The sequence below is a fragment of the Bradyrhizobium sp. Kon58 genome, from assembly GCF_055807455.1.
On record NZ_JBVVOT010000045.1, the window covers coordinates 1 to 18,428 of the forward strand.

At 65.4% G+C, this 18,428-nt stretch carries 13 protein-coding genes; 8 read left to right on the top strand and 5 right to left on the bottom strand.

The window, feature by feature from the left end; genetic code table 11:
- Nucleotides 1-203: 203 nt before the first annotated feature.
- The 6 genes from AC0L20_RS37040 (at nucleotide 204) to garD (ending at nucleotide 8,153) form a co-directional block, all read left to right on the top strand.
- Nucleotides 204-1,556: an MFS transporter gene (locus AC0L20_RS37040; protein ID WP_473295272.1), complete on the top strand. Its 1,353-nt coding sequence runs from the start codon at nucleotides 204-206 to the stop codon at nucleotides 1,554-1,556.
- Nucleotides 1,557-1,678: 122 nt separating this feature from the next.
- A complete protein-coding gene (locus AC0L20_RS37045; RefSeq protein ID WP_027518955.1) occupies nucleotides 1,679-2,584 on the top strand; it encodes a LysR family transcriptional regulator in 906 nt (301 codons plus the stop codon).
- 124 nt (nucleotides 2,585-2,708) lie between these two features.
- Complete coding sequence (kdgD, locus tag AC0L20_RS37050; protein ID WP_027518956.1) at nucleotides 2,709-3,653, top strand: 5-dehydro-4-deoxyglucarate dehydratase; 945 nt, start codon at nucleotides 2,709-2,711, stop codon at nucleotides 3,651-3,653.
- 25 nt (nucleotides 3,654-3,678) lie between these two features.
- Nucleotides 3,679-5,022, top strand: a complete 1,344-nt coding sequence (gene gudD, locus AC0L20_RS37055) for a glucarate dehydratase (RefSeq protein WP_473295273.1) — start codon at nucleotides 3,679-3,681, stop codon at nucleotides 5,020-5,022.
- 17 nt (nucleotides 5,023-5,039) lie between these two features.
- Entirely contained in the window at nucleotides 5,040-6,488 is a 1,449-nt protein-coding gene (locus AC0L20_RS37060; protein ID WP_473295274.1) for an aldehyde dehydrogenase family protein, read from the top strand.
- Nucleotides 6,489-6,611: 123 nt separating this feature from the next.
- Nucleotides 6,612-8,153 carry a galactarate dehydratase gene (gene garD, locus AC0L20_RS37065; protein WP_473295275.1) on the top strand — a complete coding sequence of 514 codons (1,542 nt, stop codon included), beginning with the start codon at nucleotides 6,612-6,614 and terminating at the stop codon, nucleotides 8,151-8,153.
- A gap of 90 nt (nucleotides 8,154-8,243) precedes the next feature.
- On the opposite strand, the gene AC0L20_RS37070 is transcribed toward garD, so the two are convergent.
- The 3 genes from AC0L20_RS37070 to AC0L20_RS37080 all read right to left on the bottom strand — a co-directional run bounded on the left by AC0L20_RS37070 (nucleotide 8,244) and on the right by AC0L20_RS37080 (nucleotide 10,727).
- Complete coding sequence (locus AC0L20_RS37070; RefSeq protein ID WP_473295276.1) at nucleotides 8,244-8,600, bottom strand: hypothetical protein; 357 nt, start codon at nucleotides 8,598-8,600, stop codon at nucleotides 8,244-8,246.
- Between the two features lie 379 nt (nucleotides 8,601-8,979).
- On the bottom strand, nucleotides 8,980-9,582 hold the full coding sequence (locus tag AC0L20_RS37075; protein ID WP_007612388.1) for a DUF2147 domain-containing protein: 603 nt from the start codon (nucleotides 9,580-9,582) through the stop codon (nucleotides 8,980-8,982).
- Nucleotides 9,583-9,698: 116 nt separating this feature from the next.
- Nucleotides 9,699-10,727, bottom strand: coding sequence for an NAD(P)/FAD-dependent oxidoreductase (locus AC0L20_RS37080; protein WP_473259365.1), 1,029 nt, complete (start codon nucleotides 10,725-10,727; stop codon nucleotides 9,699-9,701).
- 179 nt (nucleotides 10,728-10,906) lie between these two features.
- Between AC0L20_RS37080 and AC0L20_RS37085 the strand changes: the two genes are divergently transcribed.
- Nucleotides 10,907-11,374, top strand: a complete 468-nt coding sequence (locus tag AC0L20_RS37085) for an acyl-CoA thioesterase (protein ID WP_007602045.1) — start codon at nucleotides 10,907-10,909, stop codon at nucleotides 11,372-11,374.
- A 12-nt stretch (nucleotides 11,375-11,386) separates the two neighbouring features.
- On the opposite strand, the gene AC0L20_RS37090 is transcribed toward AC0L20_RS37085, so the two are convergent.
- Entirely contained in the window at nucleotides 11,387-11,707 is a 321-nt protein-coding gene (locus AC0L20_RS37090; RefSeq protein WP_007602043.1) for a 2Fe-2S iron-sulfur cluster-binding protein, read from the bottom strand.
- 165 nt (nucleotides 11,708-11,872) lie between these two features.
- Nucleotides 11,873-12,247 (bottom strand): Hpt domain-containing protein, encoded by a 375-nt coding sequence (locus AC0L20_RS37095; RefSeq protein WP_473295277.1) that lies wholly within the window; start codon nucleotides 12,245-12,247, stop codon nucleotides 11,873-11,875.
- Between the two features lie 396 nt (nucleotides 12,248-12,643).
- Here AC0L20_RS37095 and AC0L20_RS37100 point away from each other — a divergent pair, with 396 nt between their 5' ends.
- Nucleotides 12,644-18,286, top strand: coding sequence for an apolipoprotein A-IV repeat region-like domain-containing protein (locus AC0L20_RS37100; protein ID WP_473295278.1), 5,643 nt, complete (start codon nucleotides 12,644-12,646; stop codon nucleotides 18,284-18,286).
- The last annotated feature ends 142 nt before the right edge of the window (nucleotides 18,287-18,428 follow it).

Here is an 18,428-nt window from a genome sequence, read left to right on the forward strand (position 1 = left end):
GGAATTCTGGATTGCTTCGCTGCGCTCGCAATGACGAGATTGGGGCTCACGTCTCGGCACTCTCTCACAATCGTTCCTCCCACCTGCCGTTCCATCAATCCAAAAACGGCATCGATCGATACTCCCTTGAACTTGGACACTTTGCCGCGCGCACCTCTAGGAGTCGCAGTGGGGAAACGTTTCGAGTTCTAAGGAGGCGCGCAATGAGCGCAGTGATGTCCGCAGCGGACGTGAGAAGGTCTCGCGTCAGGCTGTTCATCGTGACCATGTTGTTCCTGGTCACGACCGTCAATTATGCCGACCGCGCCACGCTGTCGATTGCAGGCCCCGCGCTCTCCAAGGAGCTGCATCTCGATCCGGTCGCAATGGGCTACATCTTCTCGGCGTTCGGATGGTCCTATGTGATCGCGCAGGTGCCGGGCGGCTGGCTGCTCGACCGCTACGGCTCCCGCCTCGTCTATGCCTTCAGCATCATCGTCTGGTCGCTGTTCACGACGCTGCAGGGCTGGGTCGGCTTCTTCAGCGCCGGCACCGCGATCGTCGTCCTGTTCGGCCTGCGCTTCCTCGTCGGTATCGCCGAAGCGCCCTCGTTCCCTGCCAATGCTCGCATCGTCGCGGCCTGGTTTCCGAGCAACGAGCGCGGCACCGCGTCGGCCTTCTTCAATTCCGGGCAGTATTTCGCGACCGTGATCTTCGCACCCTTGATGGGCTGGATCGCGCACGACTACGGCTGGCGCTACGTGTTCTTCGTGATGGGCGCGCTCGGAATCGTCATGGGCCTGGTCTGGATCAAGACGATCTATGGCCCGAAGGAGCACCCCGGCATCAACGAGGCCGAGTTCGACTACATCAAGGACGGCGGCGCGCTGGTCGATCTCGACGCGCCCAAAGACGATCTGAAGCAAGAGCGCGCGTCCGAGGCCGGCTCCGGGTGGGACCATATCCGCCAGCTGCTCTCCAACCGCATGATGCTGGGCGTCTATCTCGGCCAGTACTGCATCAACACGCTGACCTATTTCTTCCTGACCTGGTTCCCGGTCTACCTCGTCAAGGAGCGCGGTCTGTCGATCCTGCAAGCCGGCTTCGTCGCGACACTGCCGGCGCTGTGCGGCTTCATCGGCGGCGTGCTCGGCGGCGTCATCTCCGACGCGATCCTGCGCAAGACCGGCTCGCTGACCATGGCGCGCAAAATCCCGATCGTCGGCGGCATGCTGCTGTCGATGTCGATCATCGCCTGCAACTATGTCGACGGCCAGGCGCTGGTGGTCGGCTTCATGGCGCTCGCCTTCTTCGGCAAGGGCATCGGCGCGCTCGGCTGGGCTGTCGTCTCCGACACCTCGCCGAAGGAAGCCGGCGGCGTCTCGGGCGGCCTGTTCAACACCTTCGGCAATCTCTCCTCGATCAGCACCCCGATCGTGATCGGCTACATCCTGGCCGCGACCGGCTCGTTCAACGGGGCGCTGATATTCGTCGGCGCCAATGCGCTGGTGGCCGCATTCGCCTATCTCGTGGTCGTCGGCAAGATCGAGCGCGTGGTGCTCAAACGTTCCTCCTGAGGGCTCCCATGGGAGCTTGACCAGGCAACTTAACGGCGGCTTCACGGCCGCCGTCTTTGTTTTGGGAGTAATCGATGCTAGAAGCGCCGGGGAAACGCCTTATCCATCTAAGGCATGTATCGATGTTCGACCTCAACCAGCTCCGCTGTTTCGTCACGGTGGCGGAGGAATTGCACTTCGGCCGCGCCGCCGCGCGGCTGAACATGACCCAGCCGCCGCTCTCTCGGCAAATCCAGGTGCTCGAGCACATCATCGATGCGCCGCTGCTGGAGCGTACCAGCCGTTCGGTACGCCTGACGCCGGCCGGGCGCAGCTTCCTGCCGGAAGCGCGGCGCATCCTGAAGCTTGCGGAAAGCGCCTCGCAGGTGGCACGCCGTATCGCGCTCGGCAAGTCCGGCTCGCTGAAGATCGGCTTCACCGCGGCCGCCGCCTACGGCTTCCTCCCCGAGCTCGTCGCCGCCTGCCGCGCCAAGCTGCCCGAGGTGGACTTCTCACTGAAGGAGATGGTGTCGGGCGACCAGTTCGAGGCGCTGACCTCGGGCCAGATCGATGCCGGCCTGCTCAGGCCCCCGATCGCGCGCCCCGAAATCGCCAGCCGCCGCGTCGTCGCCGAGCCCCTGCTCGCCGCGATCCCGAAAAAACATCCGCTGGCGAATGCCGAGACCATCACGATCAAGGATTTCGACAACCAGCCCTTCGTGATGTATTCGCCTTATGAGAGCCGCTACTTTCACGACGTACTGGTGGCGCTGTTCACCCGCGCCGACATCCTGCCGCGCTATGTCCAGCACCTGAGCCAGATCCACTCGATCCTCGCCATGGTGCGCGCCGGCCTTGGCCTTGCCATCGTGCCGGCGGCGGCGGCGAGCCTGAAAATCGCGGACGTCCGCCTGCGGCCGCTGAAGCTGCGCACCCGCGTCCCGGTCGAGCTGTTCATGGTCTGGCGCCGCGACGACGAGAACCCGCTGCTGTCGGCCCTCGTCAAAATCGCGAGCGAATTGTCCTCGGCGGAGGTGATGGAAGATTGATGCTGATTTCGCATCGGTCGATATAGGCTTTGGCTTGGACCCGCATCGAACGGTCTCCTAAACCACGGCGCATGGACGCGCAGCGTTTGCGTCCTCCACAACACGAGACCAGGGAGCAGCGCCCATGAGCAAGATGACCCCGCAGGAAATGGCCCAGAAGATCGGATCCGGCCTCCTGTCTTTCCCCGTCACGCCGTTCAAGGCGGATTACTCCTTCGACGAGACGACATACCGCGCCAACATGGACTGGCTCTGCGGCTATGACGTCGCGGGACTGTTCGCCGCCGGCGGCACCGGCGAGTTCTTCTCGCTGACGGCGGCCGAGGTTCCGCAGGTGGTCAAGATCGCCGTGGACGAGACCAAGGGCCGCGTGCCCGTGCTCGCAGGCACCGGCTACGGCACCGCCACCGCGCGCGAGATCGCGATCGGCGCGGAGAAGGCCGGCGCCGACGGCCTGCTGCTGCTGCCGCCCTATCTCACCCATGCCGAGCAGGACGGCCTCGCTGCCCACGTGGAAGCGATCTGCGCCTCCGTGAAGATCGGCGTCATCGTCTACAACCGCGACAACGCCATCCTCCAGCCCGATACGCTCGCCCGCCTCGCGGAACGCTGCCCGAACCTCGTCGGCTACAAGGACGGCATCGGCGACATCGAGCTGATGACCCGCGTCTACACCAAGCTCGGCGACCGCCTGACCTATATCGGCGGCCTGCCGACCGCGGAGACCTTCGCGCTGCCCTATCTCGACATGGGCGTGACCACCTATTCCTCGGCCGTGTTCAACTTCGTTCCGGAATTCGCCACCAATTTCTACGCCGCCGTGCGCAAGCGCGATCACGCGACGATCCACGCCGGGCTGAAGGACTTCATCCTGCCGCTGATCGCGATCCGCAACCGCAAGAAGGGCTATGCGGTCTCGATCATCAAGGCCGGCATGAAGGTGATCGGCCGTGATTCCGGCCCGGTTCGCCCGCCGCTGACCGACCTCACCGAGCAGGAGATCGCGGAAGTCACGGCGCTGGTGAAGAATCTGCCCGCCATCCGATCGTCACAACAGGCTGCAGAATAACAGACGACACAGGGAGGAGCCTGCGATGGCCAAGACCGAGATCACTGGCGCACCGGTCGTCACCGCGATGCAGGTGATCCCGGTCGCAGGCCGTGACAGCATGCTCCTCAATCTGAGCGGCGCGCATGCGCCGTTCTTCACCCGCAACATCGTCATCCTCACCGACAATGCCGGTCACACCGGCGTCGGCGAGGTGCCTGGCGGGCAGAAGATCTGGCAGACGCTGCAGGACGCCCGTGATCTCGTGATCGGCAAGACCGTCGGTGCGATGAACAACATCCTCGCCGATATCAGGACCGCATTCGCCGATCGCGATGCCGGCGGCCGCGGCAAGCAGACTTTCGATCTCCGCGTCATGATTCATGCCGTCACGGCTGTGGAATCGGCGTTGCTCGATCTGCTCGGCCAGCATCTCAACCTGCCCGTCGCAGCCCTGCTCGGCGAGGGCCAGCAGCGCAACAGCGTCGAGACACTGGGCTATCTCTTCTTCGTCGGCGACCGGCGCAAAAGCAAGCTCGACTACGTCACCGGCGAGACCGGCAAGCCCGAATGGTTCAACCTCCGCCATCAGCAGGCGATGACGCCGGAAACCGTGGTGCGGCTCGCGGAAGCGACCCACGACCATTACGGCTTCGCCGATTTCAAGCTCAAGGGCGGCGTGCTGCGCGGCGAGCAGGAGATCGAGGCCGTCACCGCGATCGCCAGGCGCTTTCCGAATGCGCGCGTGACCCTGGATCCGAACGGCGCATGGTCGCTCGACGAGGCTGTCAGCCTCTGCAAGGACATGCACGGGATCCTCGCCTATGCCGAGGATCCCTGCGGCGCCGAAGGCGGCTTCTCCGGCCGTGAGATCATGGCCGAGTTCCGCCGTGCAACGGGCCTGCCGACCGCGACCAACATGATCGCGACCGATTGGCGGCAATTGTCCCATGCGCTGCACCTCGGCGCGGTGGACATTCCGCTGGCCGATCCCCATTTCTGGACCATGCAGGGCTCGGTGCGCGTGGCCCAGACCTGCCGCGACAACGGCCTGACCTGGGGTTCGCACTCCAACAACCATTTCGACATCTCGCTCGCCATGTTCACCCATGTCGGCGCCGCCGCCCCCGGCAAGGTCACCGCGATCGACACGCACTGGATCTGGCAGGATGGCCAGGCCCTGACCAAGGAGCCACTCCAGATCAAGGGCGGCAAGATCGCCGTGCCTGATAGGCCGGGCCTGGGTATCGAAATCGACAGGGCCGCCATCGACGCCGCGCATGACCTCTACAAGCAGCATGGACTCGGCGCCCGCGATGACGCTATTGCCATGCAGGACCTGATCCCCGGCTGGACCTTCGACGACAAGCGTCCCTGCCTGGTTCGTTAAAAACTCTGGAGGAAAACATGACTGCGATCCTGAAGAACTTCATCGGCGGCGAATGGGTCGATGGCTCCGCCGTCACCAAGAACATCAACCCCTCCAACACCAACGACGTCGTCGGCGAATACGCCAAGGCCGACAAGGCGCAGACCGAGAAGGCCATCGCAGCCGCCAAGGCCGCCTTCCCCGCCTGGGCGCAGTCGACGCCGCAGGCGCGCTACGACGCGCTGAACAAGATTTCGCTCGAGATCATTGCCCGCAAGGAAGAGCTCGGCCGCCTGCTCGCTCGCGAGGAAGGCAAGACCCTGCCGGAAGGCATCGGCGAGGTCGCCCGCGCCGGCCAGATTTTTGCGTTCTTCGCCGGCGAGGCGCTGCGCATGATCGGCGAGAAGGGTGCTTCCGTCCGTCCCGGCATCGACGTCGAACTCACCCGTGAGCCGATGGGCGTCGTCGGCATGATCACGCCCTGGAATTTCCCGATCGCGATCCCCGCCTGGAAGATCGCCCCGGCGCTCTGCTATGGCAACACCGTGGTGTTCAAGCCTGCCGAGCTGGTGCCGGGCTCGGCGCATGCGCTGTCCGAGATCATCACCCGCTCCGGCATCCCGTCCGGCGTGTTCAACCTCGTGGTCGGCTCGGGCTCCGTGGTCGGCCAGACCCTGATCGAGCATCCCGACGTCGCCGCGATCACCTTCACCGGCTCGGTGCAGACCGGCCGCAAGATCGCGCAGGCCTGCGTGACCTCGAGCAACATGAAGAAATTCCAGCTCGAGATGGGCGGCAAGAACCCGCTGGTGGTGCTCGACGACGCCGATCTCAAGACCGCCGTCGAAGTCGCCGTCAACGGCGCCTATTTCTCCACCGGCCAGCGCTGCACCGCCTCCTCGCGCCTGATCGTCACCGAAGGCATCCATGACCGCTTCGTTGCGGCGATGACCGAGCGCCTGAAAGGCCTCACGGTCGACGACGCGCTCAAGGCCGGCGTGCATATCGGCCCCGTGGTCGACCAGAGCCAGCTCGACCAGGACCTGCGCTACATCAAGATCGGCCAGGACGAGGGTGCCAAGCTCGCCTGGGGCGGCGAGCTGCTCAAGCGCGAAACGCCCGGCCACTACCTGCAGCCGGCGCTGTTCACCGAGGCCAACAACAACATGCGGATCGCGCGCGAAGAAATCTTCGGGCCGGTCGCAACCGTCATTCGCGCCAAGAACTACGAGGAGGCGCTGGCGATCTCCAACGACACCGAGTTCGGCCTCGCCTCCGGCATCTGCACCACCAGCCTGAAATACGCCTCGCATTACAAGCGCAACAGCGAGTCCGGCATGGTGATGGTCAATCTGCCGACCGCCGGCGTCGACTATCACGTGCCGTTCGGCGGCCGGAAGGGTTCGAGCTACGGCGCCCGCGAACAGGGCTCCTATGCCCGCGAGTTCTACACGACGGTGAAGACCGCCTATACCTATCCCGGCTAACCACGGGCAAGATATCGTAGGGTGGGCAAAGCAAAGCGTGCCCACCGCTTACGTTCGGTGTGAAGATGGTGGGCACGGCGCCTTGCGCCTTTGCCCACCCTACGGCTTCGGAGGCAAGCGCAGATGGACCAGTCAGTCGCAGCGAAAGAACAGCCTCGCTACATCAAGCTCAACGAGCGCGACAACGTCGCGATCGTGGTCAATGATTTCGGGCTTCCCGCCGGCTCCCGCTTCGCCAGCGGGCTGACGCTGCGCGCCTTCGTGCCGCAAGGACACAAGACGGCGCTGGTCGACATCCCGCAGGACGCCCCGATCATCCGCTACGGCGAGGTGATCGGCCATGCGCTCGCGCCGATCCTGGCCGGCGAATGGGTGGACGAAGCGCGCATCCGCATGCCGGAGGCCCCTGCCCTCGACAAGCTCGAGATCTCCACCGCCGTACCCGCGCCGCTGCCGCCGCTCGAAGGTTTTACCTTCGAGGGCTTTCGCAATTCCGACGGCTCGGTCGGCACCAAGAACATCCTCGGCATCTCCTCCTCCGTGCAATGCGTCAAGGGCACGATGGAATATGCGGTGAAGCGCATCCGCGCCGAGCTGCTGCCGAAATACCCGAATGTCGACGACGTCGTGCCGCTGACGCACGCCTATGGCTGTGGCGTCGCCATCAACGCGCCCGACGCCGTGATTCCGATCCGCACGCTGCAAAACATCGCGCAGAACCCGAATTTCGGCGGCGAGATCCTGGTTATCAGCTTGGGATGCGAAAAGCTCGCGCCCGAGCGTCTGGTGCCGGAAGGCGTCAGCAATGCCATCGTGCGCATGCAGGACGAAGCCTTCGACGGCTTTGGCGCCATCGTCGACGCCATCATGACCCAGGCCGAGGCCCGCCTGAAGATCCTCAACAAGCGCACCCGCGAGACCTGCCCGGCCGCCGATCTCGTCATCGGCCTGCAATGCGGTGGCAGCGACGCCTTCTCCGGCGTCACCGCGAATCCCGCCGTCGGCTTCGCCGCCGACCTGCTGGTGCGCGCCGGCGCCACCGTGATGTTCTCGGAAGTCACCGAAGTGCGCGACGCGATCCAGTTGCTCACGCGACGCGCCATCAACGAGGACGTTGGCCGCGCGCTGGTCCGCGAGATGGCCTGGTACGATTCCTATCTGGCCCGCGGCGGCGCCGACCGCAGCGCCAACACCACGCCCGGCAACAAGAAGGGCGGCCTCGCGAATATCGTCGAGAAGTCGCTCGGCTCGATCGTCAAGTCCGGATCAAGCGCGATCACCGGCGTGCTCTCGCCCGGCGAGAAGGCGACGCAGAAGGGCATGCTGTTTGCGGCAACGCCGGCGTCCGACTTCATCTGCGGCACGCTCCAGCTCGCCTCCGGCATGACGCTGCAGGTGTTCACCACCGGCCGTGGTACGCCCTATGGCCTTGCGGCTGCGCCCGTGATCAAGGTCGCGACCCGCAGCGAGCTCGCGCGGCGCTGGAAGGACCTGATCGATTTCGATGCGGGAGGCATCGCGACCGGCGAGAAGACCATCGAGGAAACCGGCTGGGACCTGTTCCGCCTGATCCTCGACGTCGCCAGCGGCCGCACGCAACCCTGGTCGGATCGCTGGGGCATCCACAACGATTTGACGCTGTTCAATCCGGCGCCGGTGACCTGACCGCTGCGGGCGGACACTGCCTCGCCGCGCGGATGCGTTGGTGCGAGAGTCTCGTTTCGCCGCTACACATCGCCGGGATGACGCCTCAGTCTACGTCATGCTGCCCGGCATGAAGCAGCGAACACGCGGATGGCCGTCGATGTAGTGCTTCCACACCATGGTGCGGCCGATCTTGTTCGGCTCGGTGATGACGGCGCCGTCGGGCACGACCACCCATTCGCCCTCGAGATGCACACGATAGCGGCCTTTGTCGGATTCCCAGTCGACATCGGCGACCACATAGCCGTCGGCATCCGAGCAGCATTGGCCGTATTCGCTGCGCAGGCTCTCGAACCAGGGCTTTAACGGCGAGTTGGCGTAGCGGCCGTCGTCACGCGCCATCGTCGGGGCGGTCAGCAGCACCGTCAGGACCAGCAGCATGGCGGCACGCGGTATTGCACGTCTCATGTCGTCTCCGCGGATCGAGGTCATCGCCGCGGGGCGATAGTTGCCGTCCGCCTTCCGCGACTCGGCGAAGGGCGTCAAGGACGGCGACTCATTCCCCCAACAGCTTTGCGGATAGCTATGCAAATCCGGCGCCACCGCGCATTCCGGGGAACTACTGGCGCGCGTCCGGCACCCGTTCGTCTTTCGACGGGTATGACCGCTACGCGCGCGCCAAGATCTCCGCTGCCTCAGCCGGCCGCATGCGCGATTGCACAGGGGCCACGGACACCGCGCAACAACGCGGAGAGGCTGCGGCGTACTGGAGTCCCCGCCTTGGCGGGCAATGACGGCAATGTGTGGAGCTACGGAAGTTCGGGCGCCATAGCGCGCGACGTAGACCCTACTGCTTCGGCGCCGGCGCCATCATCGCGCCGCCCTTCTTCGCCGCGGGCGCGGGCACGGGCTTGGTCGCGGCGGTTGCTTGCGCCGGGAGATATTTCGCGACGATGGCGGGATCGACCTGCGCGATGTTGGCGTCGGGAAGACGCGTCCAGGTCTCGTCCTTGCCGAACAGGGAAATGCCGAGGAAACCGCGCATCGTCAGCGTCTGCCCATCCGGACTGACTGTCATCTTGGCCTTCCAGATGTTGCCGTCGCGCGGATTGACCACGTTGCCGCCGTCATACTTCAAGCCGTCGCGCTTCATGTCGCGGATGAAGGAAAGCCCGAGCACCGGCGCGTTCTTGCGATCGTCCGTGCATTTCGCGCAGATCTCGTTCGGGTCGTCGCCGGGCCGCGGGAAGGTTTTTGCGATGACGCCTTCGAAGATGCCGTTGTGGTCGATGAAGAGGAACCATCCCACCGTCTTGCCGTCTTCGACCTTCTGCCAGAGGCCAGCGGCGGTCGGCTGCTGCACTTGCGCCACAACCGGGCTCACCGCACCGAGCGACATCGCGAGCGCGAGGAGGGAGAACAGCCGAAAGCTGGAAAAGAGAGTCCGCATTATCATCACCTTGCTGAGCCAATCGCCTTGCTAAGCCACCTACCGCAATGGCCGCAGACTACGGCGATTTCGCGAACTGTTCCAGCACCAGAAACATGGGGCATCGCCCGCTGCCGTCAGTTGACGCCGAGCTTCTTTTGCAGGCTGGAGGACGAGGTCGTGTACTGGAACACGAGCCGCTTCTCCGGATAGACGTAGCGATGGGCTTTTTGCGACATCAGCGCGCCCTCGTGGAAGCCGCACAGGATCAGCTTGATCTTGCCGGGATAGGTGTTGATGTCGCCGATCGCGAAAATGCCCGGCACGTTGGTCTCGAACGCGGACGTCTCGACCGGCACCAGATTGTTCTCCAGCGCGATGCCCCAGTTCGCGACCGGACCGAGCTTCATGGTCAAGCCGAAGAATGGCAGCATGGTATCGCAGGTGATTTCGCTCACGCTGTTGTCGTTGCCCTTGACGGTGGCGCCGCTCAGCTTGCCCTCGTTGCCTGACAGCGCGGTGACCTGGCCGAGCCGCAGATCCATCTTGCCGGCCGCGACCAGCGCGCGCATCTGCTCGACGCTGTGGGGGGCGGCGCGAAAATCGTCGCGACGGTGCAAGAGCGTGATGCGCTTGGCGATCGGATGCAGATTGAGCGTCCAGTCGAGCGCGGAATCGCCGCCGCCTACGATCAGCACGTTCCTGTCGCGGAACGTCTCCATCTTGCGCACGGCGTAGTGCACCGAGCTTCCTTCATAGGCTTCGATCCCCGGCACCGGTGGACGCTTGGGCTGGAACGAGCCGCCGCCGGCCGCGATCACCAGCACCTTGCATTCGAACACCTTGCCGGCGTCCGTGGTGCAGCGGAACAGGGGATCGCCGATCTTCTCCACGGTCTCGATCATCTCGCCGAGATGGAAGGTCGGATGGAACGGCTTGATCTGCTCCATCAGCGCGTCGGTGAGGCCCTGCCCCGAAACCTGCGGAATGCCGGGAATGTCGTAGATCGGCTTTTCCGGATAGAGCTCTGCGCATTGGCCGCCGACCTTGTCGAGGATGTCGACGAAATGCGTCTTCATGTCGAGAAGGCCCAGCTCGAAGGCGGCGAACAGACCGCAGGGGCCGGCGCCAATAATCAGCACATCGGTTTTGATCGCGTCGCTCATGTCGTCTCTTTGTCGGTCGTTTGGTGGACGGCGCCCTGTGGGCCGAGGTGACCCTGCCTGTCTAGCCAACGGGGATGGATCAGGGAAGGCATAAAAGCGGGAGCGCCCCGCAGCCGCGCCCACTTGCCGGGTCAGGATAACTGGGCTGTAACGGGCAACGATATCACGGAGATCAATCGGTGAACGCACCAAGCCGCCTCGATACGACGCCGCGCCTGGAGGACTACCCTTTTCGCCTCAGCGACAATGTCCGCTTCGGCGATCTCGACCCCAACCAGCACGTCAACAATGCGGTCTACGCCACCTATTTCGAAACCGGCCGTGTCACGCTGATGAAGCTCCCGGAATACGGCCTGACGCCGCCCGGACTTGCCTGGATCATGGTGCGGCTCGACATCCATTTTCGCGCGGAGCTGCACTGGCCGAACACGATCGAGCTCGGCCTCGGCGTCGCGAAGCTGGGACGAACGTCGGTGACGTTCGAGCAGGTGGTGTTTTCGGAAGGGAAGTGCATTGCATCGGCGACATCGGTCGCCGTGATGATCGACGAAGCGTCGCGCCGACCAACGCCGCTGATCGCGGAAGTGCTCGAGAAGCTCAGGCCCTGGCACAAACGCGGCATCGAGGTCGCGCCGCCCAGCACATGAGAGCTAAGAGATTTAGGCCTGCCGTTCCGGCGTCGCCACCACCAGGCCGTCGAGATCGTCGGAGACCTTGATCTGGCAGGACAGGCGCGAGTTCGGGCGCACGTCGAAGCCGAAGTCGAGCATGTCCTCTTCCATCGGCGTCGGGCTGCCGACCTTCTCGCGCCACGCTTCGTCGACATAGACATGACAGGTGGCGCAGGCGCAGGCGCCGCCGCATTCGGCCTCGATGCCGGGAATGCTGTTGCGGATGGCGGCTTCCATCACAGTCGCGCCGTTCTCGACGTCCACCGTACGGGTTTCGCCCTTGTGATCGACAAAGTGAATTTTGGCCATGTGTGCTCGTGCTGCCGCGATCTAGGGAATGAAGGAGGGTCCGGGCTGTCCTATAACGGGTCGGTCAGCCCGGCGCCATAGCGTTTTGATTCAGTCGCGAATACCGTTGCGCGGGAAGAAAACCCGTCAAAACAAAGACTAGAGCACGGGTCTGGTGCTGTCGCCCTAAGGGTTGAGGATTGCCTCGATGGCGACGCGCGCCTCGGTCACCGCCTCTTTCAGCGCGGCGAAGGCGTGAGGCCGGCCCTGGCCGGTCTGAATCGCGGTCTCCAGGCTGGCTGCGGCATCTGCCACCGCAAAGGCGCCGATCCCGCGCGCCGAGCCCTTGAGCTTGTGGGCGAGTGCGCCGGCCTCGGCCGGGAGCGCGGCCATCGCCGCCATCAGGCGCACCGCCTGCTCGGCAAACATCGCCAGCACTTCCTGTTCCAGCTCGGAATCACCGAGCGTCATGCGGGAGAGATGATCGAGGTCGAGCGGGCTATCGATGGGTGCAAGCGGGGGCGAGGGCATCCAGTCCATCCGTTGCAGTTCAGGAGTCATGGCGCAGGCCCCGGCATCGCGCGATGTCCGCCGGTCCGGCGGTCAAGTTCCCTCCACCCAAGCACGGAAATGGTTAACGAAATGTTCCGGCCGTTTGGCGCAAATCTGCCGGTTTATTGACGAAAAGTTGCCGCAATCCGGCGAGTCCGGTGGAGAATTGCATTTATTGCTAAGGCCTTACGGCACGATCCTGTTAACGATGATTAAGAATGTCTTAATCGCGGGCATTTCATTCGCGACGCTCTGCCAATAGGATGTTGGAGAAATTGGCGGACAAGCCGTCCGGGTGGGGATGGCTCGGAGATCCGCGCAAGCGGCATGATCCGGACTGTGGGCTTGCGTAGCGCGCAGGGCTCGCGGGGGGACGCGTACAAGTAACGAGGGCTCGGACTGAACATGGCAAACACTCCGAAAAAGGTCAAAGACCCCACAGAAGATGCGCTTTCTGCAATCCAGGAAGCCCTGAACATCAGCGACACGGCTGCGGACACCAGCCGCAACGCCTCGATGCGCAGCGAAACGTCGCCCCCGGTCGCGCCACCGGCTCCCCCGATGTTCGACGAACCGAGCTTCGATCCGCGCCCTGCCGCGAACGAACGCGCGATGTTCGACCAGATCGAGGAGCCGCGCTCCTCGCGCCGCGCCGCCAATGACGACCGTGCGACCATCGGCCAGCTCTTGCAGACGTTGCAGACGGGACGCCCGACCCGCAACATCTACACCGGCGCGACAATCTTCACCGTCATCTGGCTGGCGGCCTGCGCCGCGCTGACGGTCGGTTTCCTGCCTTCGATCCAGGCGGCGATGGGCCAGAGCGGCGGTGTGTTGGCCATTGCCGGCCTCGTCACGATGTTCTTCGCGCCGATCATGCTGTTCTTCTTCCTGGCGAGCCTCGTCTGGCGCGGCCAGCAAATGAGCTCGGTCGCGCAAGCAATGGCCCAGGTTGCGATCCGCTTCTCCGAGCCGGAAGGCTCGGCTTCGGATTCCATGGTGACCGTCGGCCAGGCCATCCGCCGCGAGGTTGCGGCAATGGGCGACGGCATCGAGCGCGCCATCGCGCGCGCCGGCGAGCTCGAGACGCTGGTCGCTAACGAGGTCGCGGCGCTCGAACGCGCCTATTCCGACAACGAAGTGCGCATCCGCGCCCTGCTCCAGGACATCGCGCATCAGCGCGACAATCTGGTCGGCCAGGCCGAGCAGGTCCGCAGCGCCATCTCCGGCGTGCAGATCGATTTGCGCCATGACATCGCGCTGATCTCGGACGCGATCGCCTCGCGCGTGGACGAGGTCGCCAAGTCCATCACCGGCGCGCTCGAAGAGCGCGGCGCCCACATCACCGGTGCGCTCAGCAACGCCGGCGACAACATGATCCTCGCGCTCGGCGAGCGCGGCGGCGACCTGCTCGACCGCCTCGAGGAGGCCAGCAACGAGACCACGCGCGCCGTGCTCGATGCCAGCGAGCGGCTGACCACCAGCCTCAATTTCAAGACCGGCCACGTTCACGACGAGTTCGTCGATCTCGCCGACCGCGTCCACGAAATGCTCAACGAGCGCATTGACCGCATCACCGGCGAGTTCGAGCAGCGCTCCGCCGCGATCGTCGACGGCATTTCCGAGCGCACCGAGCAGGTGCACGACAGCCTGAAGAATTCGTCGGACTCGCTGCTGCTCGAGCTCGAGCTGCGCTCCAACGACCTCTCCGCCAAGATCGACGACGCCGGCAACCGCCTCGCCGGCCAGATCATGACCTCCGGCGACAAGGCGAGCGAAGCGCTCGACGCCACTGTCAACACGCTGGTCGCCAAGGTCGTCAGCCAGACCGAGACCGCGCACGACTCGCTGTCGCTGCAGATGAGCGCCTTCGACGAGCTGGTGAAGAACCAGGGCACCGAGCTGGTCGAGAAATTCGCCCGCGACTCCGGCACGCTGGGCGCGCTGATCACCCGCCACATCTCCGAGTTCGACCGCACCGTGAAGACTTTCGGCGGCGAGATCGTCGACCGGATGGGCCAGCGCACGCAGGACATCCATGAATCGCTGAAGACCTATGTCGACAATTTCGACACCCGCTTCACCTCCAACGGCGGCGCGATCACGGCGGTGCTCGACCAGCGCCTGGTCCAGTTCGAGACCACGATCGGCGAACGTGTCAGCAACCTCGATGCCTCGCTGAACGGCAAGATCTCGGGCCTCGACTCGACGATCGACGGTCACATCAAGACCTTCGACGAGCAGCTCGTCGGCCGCGTTGCCGCGCTCGAACAGTCGTTCGATACCCGTGCGAAGTCGGTCACCGAGACCATCGACGGACGGCTCAACACCCTCGCCTCGTCGCTGACCGACGGTGCCGCGCAGGCGATCCAGTCGATCGACTCCCGCCTCACCCATCTCACGACGTCGCTGACCGATGGCGCGTCGCAGACCATCCAGTCTATCGACACGCGCCTCACGCATCTGACGACCACCCTCACCGGCGGCGCGTCGCAGGCGCTCGAATCCATCGACACGCGCCTCACCTATCTGACCACCGCGGTGACGAACGGCGCCTCGCAGGCCGTGCAGTCGATCGACACCCGCCTCACCCTCCTGACCTCGACGCTCACCGACGGCACCGCGCAGGCGATCGAGGCGGTCGACCGCCGCATCACCGGCGTCACCGAGATCATCGACGGCCGCAGCATGCACCTGACCGACACGGTCACGGCGCGCTTCCAGGACATCCAGCAGGCCATCGAGACCAAGGTCGGCTCGGTCGCCAGCGACATCGACGTGCGCGTGGCGCAGTTCGAGGACCTGCTCGGCTCGCGCGTCGAGGCGGTTGCCGGCCGCATCGAGAGCAGCGGACGCCAGGCCAGCGAGGACATGATGTCCCGCGCCGAAATGATCTCGACCGCGATCCGCTCGCATGTCGAGGACGCCGAGCGCTCGCTCACCAACCTCGTGGTCAACACCAGCGAGACCATCCAGACCGGTGCGCGCACCGCGCAGCAGTCGCTGATGACGGTCTCCTCCGACGTCAACGCCCAGCTCAAGATGACCTCCGCCGAGGTCGAGCGCGCGCTGACCGCGGTCGGCACCGGTGCCGCGAACTCGATCCTGACCAGCGCCCGCGAAGCGCAGTCGACGCTGGTCGCCGCGTCGGGCGATGCCTCCAACCAGATCAAGGGGCTCGCGGCCGACGTCGAACGCACGCTGTCGTCGGCAGGCTCGGCAACCGCCGCCTCGATCCTGGCCGGTGCCCGCGAGGTGCAGACCACGCTCGTCACGGCGTCCTCGGACGCGGCCAACCACGTCAAGACCCTCACCGCCGACGTGCAGCGCTCGCTGTCGATGGCCGGCACCACCACGGCGGAATCGATCACCGCCGGCGCCCGCGATGCGCAGAGTGCGTTGATTGCGGCCTCGAGCGAGACCGCCAACCAGATCAAGGCGCTGTCCTCGGACGTGCAGCGCTCGCTCTCCATGGCCGGCACCGCGACGGCAGAGACCATCATGACCGGCGCCCGCGAAGCCCAGAGCACGCTCGTCAACGCGTCCTCGGACGCGGCGAGCCAGGTCAAGTCCCTCGCCGCCGAAGTGCATCGCTCGCTTTCGCAGGTCGGCCAGTCGACCGCCGAGACGATCACGACCAGCGCCCGCGACGCCCAGAGCACCCTGCTGGCGGTCTCCGCCGAACAGACCGGCCAGGTCCGTTCGCTGGCGGCCGAGATGCAGCGCGCGCTGGCGACCGCCGGCGGCGCCACCATCGAGGCGCTCACCAGCGGCGTACGCGAAGCCCAGGGCACGCTGATCTCCGCCTCGACGGACGCAGCAGGCCAGATCAAGTCGCTGACCATCGACATCGAGCGCACGCTGACCTCGGTCGGCGCCGACACCGCCTCGACCATCCTCAACAGCGCGCGTGAGGCGCAGACCTCGCTGACCTCGACCTCGGCGGATGCCGCAAGCCAGATCCGCACGATCTCGAGCGAGATCGAGCGTACGCTGAGCACGGCCACCGCGAACGCGACCAACGACATCCAGACCAGCGCGCTCAACGCCCAGAACGCGTTGATCAACGCCTCCAACGAGGCGAGCTCGCGGGTCAAGTCGAGCTCGGCCGATGTCGAGCGCTCGGTGCTCGCCGCCAGCAGCAGCTTCGGCCAGGCCATGACCGGCAAGACCGACGAGATCGTCACCTACGTGCAGCAGCAGTCCGACCGTCTCGCCAACATGATCGACGCCAAGCGCGGCTCGCTCGTGGACGCGATCGGCTCCAAGACCAGCCAGCTCACGCTCGACATCGACCGCGTCACGTCCGACGCGCTGAAGTCGATCGAGACGCGCGGCCATGCGTTCTCGCAGACCATGATGGGCAACGGCTCCGAAGTGGCGCGCACCATCAACTCGGCGAGCGAGATGGCGACGGGTGCCGTCAACAAGTCGCTCAAGGACCTCGAGCAGGCCTCTCGCGCGGCAATCGACCAGTCGCGCCAGGTCTCGATCGCGGCCGTCACCGAGATGCAGGAGACCAGCAAGATCCTGCGCACCGACACGGTCGCCCTGTTCGAGCGCCTGCGCGAAGGCAACATCCTGCTCCAGGAGGTGCTGACCGGTGCGCACGACAACCTCAACTCGCTCGAACGGGCGCTGGTGACGCGTGTCGCCGACTTCGTCTCGGCGATGAACGACGTCACCTCGCGCAACGGCGCTGCGACTCAGAACCTGGAAGACCAGCTCAACGTCTTCAACAGCAAGACCACGCGGGCGCTCCAGGATCTCGGCGAGCTGTCGACCCAGTTCGACGCGCACGGCAAGGCACTGGTCGAGGCCGCGCAGGTCGTGGAGCAGAGCAACAAGAACACCACCGCCTCGCTCGCCGAACGCAAGGAGGCGCTGGAATCGCTCGTCACCACGATCGACCTGCGCACGGCCGATCTCGACCAGCGCCTGTCGCGCTTCACCGGCCTGCTCGATGAATCGCTGGCGGCCGCCGAAGAGCGTGCCCGCGACATCGCCCGCGTCGTCGCCGAGACCGCCGGCGCCGGTTCCGCCGCGATCACCCGCCAGTTCGAGGCGGTGCGGTCGGCCTCAGAGGAGGAGCACCGGCAGACCGTCGAGGCCATGCACGACATCTACCGCCAGACCACCGACGAGGCGGATGCGATGTTCAAGCAGTCGACGGAGAAGTTCACCAACCTCGTCTCCAGCATGAAGCAGATGGCGTTCGAGATGCACAACGAGCTCGAAGCCACCCGCAACGAGCTGCGCCGCGGCGTGCTCGAGATGCCGCAGGAGGCCGCCGAGAGCACTGCGCAGATGCGCAAGGTGATCGTCGACCAGATCGAGGCGCTCGCCGAGCTCAACCGCATCGTGGCCCAGCACGGCCGCGGCCTCGACGTCTCCACGACGGGCCGCGCCAGCGTGCAGCGCCAGGAAGAGCCGATGCTGGCGGCCGTCGGCGCGCGCAGCACCGAGACGCGCATGCGCGAGAGCGCCAGCGCCTCGACGCTGCCGCCGCCGGACCTCGGCATGCCCGCCTCCTCGCGCCGCACCGAAGCTCCGCCGGTTGCACCCGCGGGCAACGATCAGGGCCGCGACGGCTGGCTGTCGGACCTGCTGAGCCGCACGGACGCCAACCAGGGTGCGCCGACCGGACGTGAGCCCCAGCGCGGCCGCCAGGCTGCACCGGCGCCGCAGCCGCAGGCTCCGCAAGGTGGCGGCAATCCGCTGGAATCCTTGTCGCTCGACATCGGCCGGCTGATGGACCGCAACCTCGCGTCCGAGATGTGGGACCGCTACCAGCGCGGCGAGAACAAGGCCTTCACCAAGCGCCTCTACACGCCCGCCGGCCAGAAGGCCTTCGACGAGGTCGCCCGCAAGTATCGCTCCGACCGCAACTTCAAGGCCACGGTCGACCGCTATGTCGCCGAGTTCGAACGCCTACTCGACGAAGTCGCCCGCGACGGCCGCGGCCCGCAGGAACTGCGCAACCACCTGACCTCGGAGACGGGCCTGGTGTACACGCTGCTCGCGCACGCAGCGGGCCGGCTGGGGTAAGCGGTCAGTCGCCAAGACGCATGACGAATGAAAGCGGAGGCCTCACGGCCTCCGTTTTGTTTTGGGCGTCATTAGGAACGAAGCATTCGACCAAGCACTCGGCGTCGTCCTGGCGAAAGCCAGGACCCATACCGCGAGGTCT

Excerpts from the sequence above, each read along its gene's own strand:
- AC0L20_RS37040 (WP_473295272.1), top strand. The coding sequence starts at position 204 with ATGAGCGCAGTGATGTCCGCAGCGGACGTGAGAAGGTCTCGCGTCAGG.
- AC0L20_RS37045 (WP_027518955.1), top strand. The coding sequence starts at position 1,679 with ATGTTCGACCTCAACCAGCTCCGCTGTTTCGTCACGGTGGCGGAGGAA.
- AC0L20_RS37090 (WP_007602043.1), bottom strand. The coding sequence starts at position 11,707 with ATGGCCAAAATTCACTTTGTCGATCACAAGGGCGAAACCCGTACGGTG.
- AC0L20_RS37095 (WP_473295277.1), bottom strand. The coding sequence starts at position 12,247 with ATGACTCCTGAACTGCAACGGATGGACTGGATGCCCTCGCCCCCGCTT.
- garD (WP_473295275.1), top strand. The coding sequence starts at position 6,612 with ATGGACCAGTCAGTCGCAGCGAAAGAACAGCCTCGCTACATCAAGCTC.
- gudD (WP_473295273.1), top strand. The coding sequence starts at position 3,679 with ATGGCCAAGACCGAGATCACTGGCGCACCGGTCGTCACCGCGATGCAG.
- AC0L20_RS37080 (WP_473259365.1), bottom strand. The coding sequence starts at position 10,727 with ATGAGCGACGCGATCAAAACCGATGTGCTGATTATTGGCGCCGGCCCC.
- AC0L20_RS37075 (WP_007612388.1), bottom strand. The coding sequence starts at position 9,582 with ATGCGGACTCTCTTTTCCAGCTTTCGGCTGTTCTCCCTCCTCGCGCTC.
- AC0L20_RS37060 (WP_473295274.1), top strand. The coding sequence starts at position 5,040 with ATGACTGCGATCCTGAAGAACTTCATCGGCGGCGAATGGGTCGATGGC.
- kdgD (WP_027518956.1), top strand. The coding sequence starts at position 2,709 with ATGAGCAAGATGACCCCGCAGGAAATGGCCCAGAAGATCGGATCCGGC.
- AC0L20_RS37070 (WP_473295276.1), bottom strand. The coding sequence starts at position 8,600 with ATGAGACGTGCAATACCGCGTGCCGCCATGCTGCTGGTCCTGACGGTG.
- AC0L20_RS37100 (WP_473295278.1), top strand. The coding sequence starts at position 12,644 with ATGGCAAACACTCCGAAAAAGGTCAAAGACCCCACAGAAGATGCGCTT.